The organism is Streptomyces doebereineriae (genome assembly GCF_031845645.1).
In the GTDB taxonomy this organism is placed as follows: Bacteria; Actinomycetota; Actinomycetes; order Streptomycetales; family Streptomycetaceae; genus Streptomyces; species Streptomyces canus.
The window spans coordinates 1-458 of record NZ_JAVREZ010000271.1; the positions used below are offsets into that span (position 1 = coordinate 1).

1 pseudogene is annotated in these 458 nt (G+C 62.2%); it reads left to right on the top strand.

What is annotated here, in order from left to right:
• Positions 1-24: 24 nt before the first annotated feature.
• Positions 25-458 (top strand): annotated as a pseudogene (locus tag RNB18_RS51840) (hypothetical protein); the annotation flags it as partial.

Sequence of the window (458 nt, forward strand, 5' to 3'; positions counted from 1 at the left end):
GTCGTTGGGACACGGCCGCAATTGTTGCCCCACGACGCCAACCCGCACCCCATCGGCGCTGACCTGATCGAGCCGACTTGGCTGGACACCGTGCCCACCGACCGGCCTGCCGTGATTGTCGCCGACGGGCTGATCGCGTTTCTCTCCGAAGACGAAATGAGGACCATGGTATGCCGCATCATCGAACACTTCCCCAGCGGGGAAATCGCGTTCAACGGCTACAGCAAGTTCGCCGTCTGGGCCCAGAAGCGTTTTGCCGGTGCCGAATCCATCAAGGCTGTCACCAGATTCCCCGGCTTCGACGATCCCCGGTATCCCGAACGCTGGCACCCCAAACTGAAGTTGGTCAAAGAGATCCTCTGCACCCGAGAGTCCGAGGTCGCCAGGTTCCCGGTGGGCCTTCGCCTGATGAACCGGCTGACCGCGCCGAGCACTGCGGTATCCAGGAGAGGCAATAT